Here is a 1,846-nt window from a genome sequence, read left to right as displayed (position 1 = left end):
ATACTTGTAGAATTCGCAGTTGAAGTAACACCCTCTGTTGCTGCAGGACTGATGCTACTGTTACAACTCACCGTTTGAGAAGTACCGCTTGCAGTATTTGGAGCATAAGAATCGCAACCCCCTGTAGACTGAGCTAATACGGGTCCACATGAAGCAACAATGAATATGGCGCCTAATAGACCCAATAAGGAAAATTGGTACGAGAAAAATGGGTATTTCATATCTACATATACGTAAAAATTAAATTAATCTGCTCCGGAGGTGCTCTTTTGGTATGTAAATAATAATTAGCCATTTGGATAATATCTATTAACTCAAGGGCTAATATCTAGATTGATGGTTTTTAGAAATAATCCTATGAATATAAATTTTAGAATTTTGCATTTAACCAATATAGGAATGAAGCAATGAAAGAAATAGATATAGACCGTATTCAAGAAATACTAGTCACAGCAGCAACTGATATTGGTCTAAAAATTTTGGCAGCAATCGCCTTTTGGGTGATTGGACGCTGGCTGATTGGCTTTGCTCTTAGCATTCTTCGCAAAGGTCTAGAGCAACAAAAACTAGATCCAACTATTCTGCGCTATGTAGGATCAGTCGTTTCTGTCACCCTCAATATCCTTCTAGTCATTGGTATTTTGGGCTATTTTGGTATTCAGACAACTAGCTTTGCTGCTTTAATTGCTACTGCCGGTATTGCAATTGGCGCAGCCTGGGCTGGTCTGCTCTCTAATTTTGCAGCAGGCGTATTTGTAATTGTGTTGCGTCCCTTCAAGGTTGGTGACTTCGTGACTGCAGGCGGTGTAACGGGAACTATTAAAGAGATTGGACTCTTTTCATCAACTATCTATACGCCAGACAATATTGCAACAATGGTTGGCAATACCAAAATTTTGGGTGACACAATTCAAAATTTTAGCCATAGCCCTTATCGCCGGGTAGACCTTAAATGTCAAATTGCGGGAGCCGCCGACCAAATCGCTGCGATGCAACTTTTACGTGAAAAGATATCCGCTATCCCAAATGTTTTGCAAGATCCAGCGGTTGAAGTCAATATATTGGAGTTCAATCTTGTTGGTCCAGTATTGGCAGTGCGCCCTTACTGCAATAACGATCATTATTGGCAAGTCTATTTTGATAGCAATCGCGTCATGAGTGAGGAATTGACGGCGGCTGGATTCCCAGCACCTATCGCCTCACAAAATATGATCATGAAGCAAAGTTAATTTCATAGCAACCAACTAGGAAAAGTAAAAATGAAGAAAATCATCATCGCCTTAAGTATTGCATTGAGCTTTGCAATTCCATCAATTGCATCCGCTGATCAGGCTGCATGTGAAGCCAAAGCTGTCAGCAAAGATGGCAAGCCACTATATGGCGCAGCCAAAGATGCATCCATTAAAAAATGTATGGGTTCCGCAGCGAATTCTGGTTGCGAAGCCAAAGCTGTGAGTAAGGATGGCAAGCCACTATATGGTGCTGCGAAAGAGGCATCTATTAAGAAGTGTGAAGGTGGCAAGTAAATACCGTCTCATGAAGTTAAAAAGCCTCGCATTTTATTGCGAGGCTTTTAATTTAAATTGAAGTAATTACTTAGAACGGTTCATATCCACCAGAAGAGTATCCGATAGATCCCATCGCCAAGTTATCGAACTTGGTATAAGGGCCTTGCCAGCTGAGGCGCACTGTGCCAATGGGACCATTACGCTGCTTACCAATAATAATCTCCGCTACACCCTTATCCGTCGTGGTATCGGGGTGATAAACCTCATCCCTGTAGATAAACATAATTAAGTCAGCATCTTGCTCAATCGCACCTGACTCACGTAAATCAGACATGATG

General features: G+C 41.4%; 4 protein-coding genes. 2 read left to right on the top strand and 2 right to left on the bottom strand.

Annotated elements, in window-relative coordinates; all coding sequences use genetic code 11:
* A partial coding sequence (locus B7X71_RS16225) for a hypothetical protein (protein WP_293601490.1) occupies positions 1–221 on the bottom strand: 221 nt, incomplete at its 3' end.
* Between the two features lie 186 nt (positions 222–407).
* Here B7X71_RS16225 and B7X71_RS16220 point away from each other — a divergent pair.
* Positions 408–1,229 carry a mechanosensitive ion channel family protein gene (locus tag B7X71_RS16220; RefSeq protein ID WP_293601489.1) on the top strand — a complete coding sequence of 274 codons (822 nt, stop codon included), beginning with the start codon at positions 408–410 and terminating at the stop codon, positions 1,227–1,229.
* Positions 1,230–1,259: 30 nt separating this feature from the next.
* Positions 1,260–1,526 carry a hypothetical protein gene (locus tag B7X71_RS16215; RefSeq protein ID WP_293599855.1) on the top strand — a complete coding sequence of 89 codons (267 nt, stop codon included), beginning with the start codon at positions 1,260–1,262 and terminating at the stop codon, positions 1,524–1,526.
* A gap of 70 nt (positions 1,527–1,596) precedes the next feature.
* Here B7X71_RS16215 and B7X71_RS16210 read toward each other — a convergent pair.
* Positions 1,597–1,846, bottom strand: a 250-nt coding sequence (locus tag B7X71_RS16210) for a DnaB-like helicase C-terminal domain-containing protein (RefSeq protein ID WP_293599854.1), incomplete at its 5' end; no start/stop codon positions are given.

The sequence above is a fragment of the Polynucleobacter sp. 39-46-10 genome, assembly GCF_002282275.1.
Note: the sequence above shows the minus strand (reverse complement) of the source record. Positions and strands in the feature narration are given on the sequence as shown.

What these genes read in the sequence shown, in the direction of transcription:
- B7X71_RS16220 (WP_293601489.1), top strand. Translation starts at nt 408, where the DNA reads ATGAAAGAAATAGATATAGACCGTATTCAAGAAATACTAGTCACAGCA.
- B7X71_RS16215 (WP_293599855.1), top strand. Translation starts at nt 1,260, where the DNA reads ATGAAGAAAATCATCATCGCCTTAAGTATTGCATTGAGCTTTGCAATT.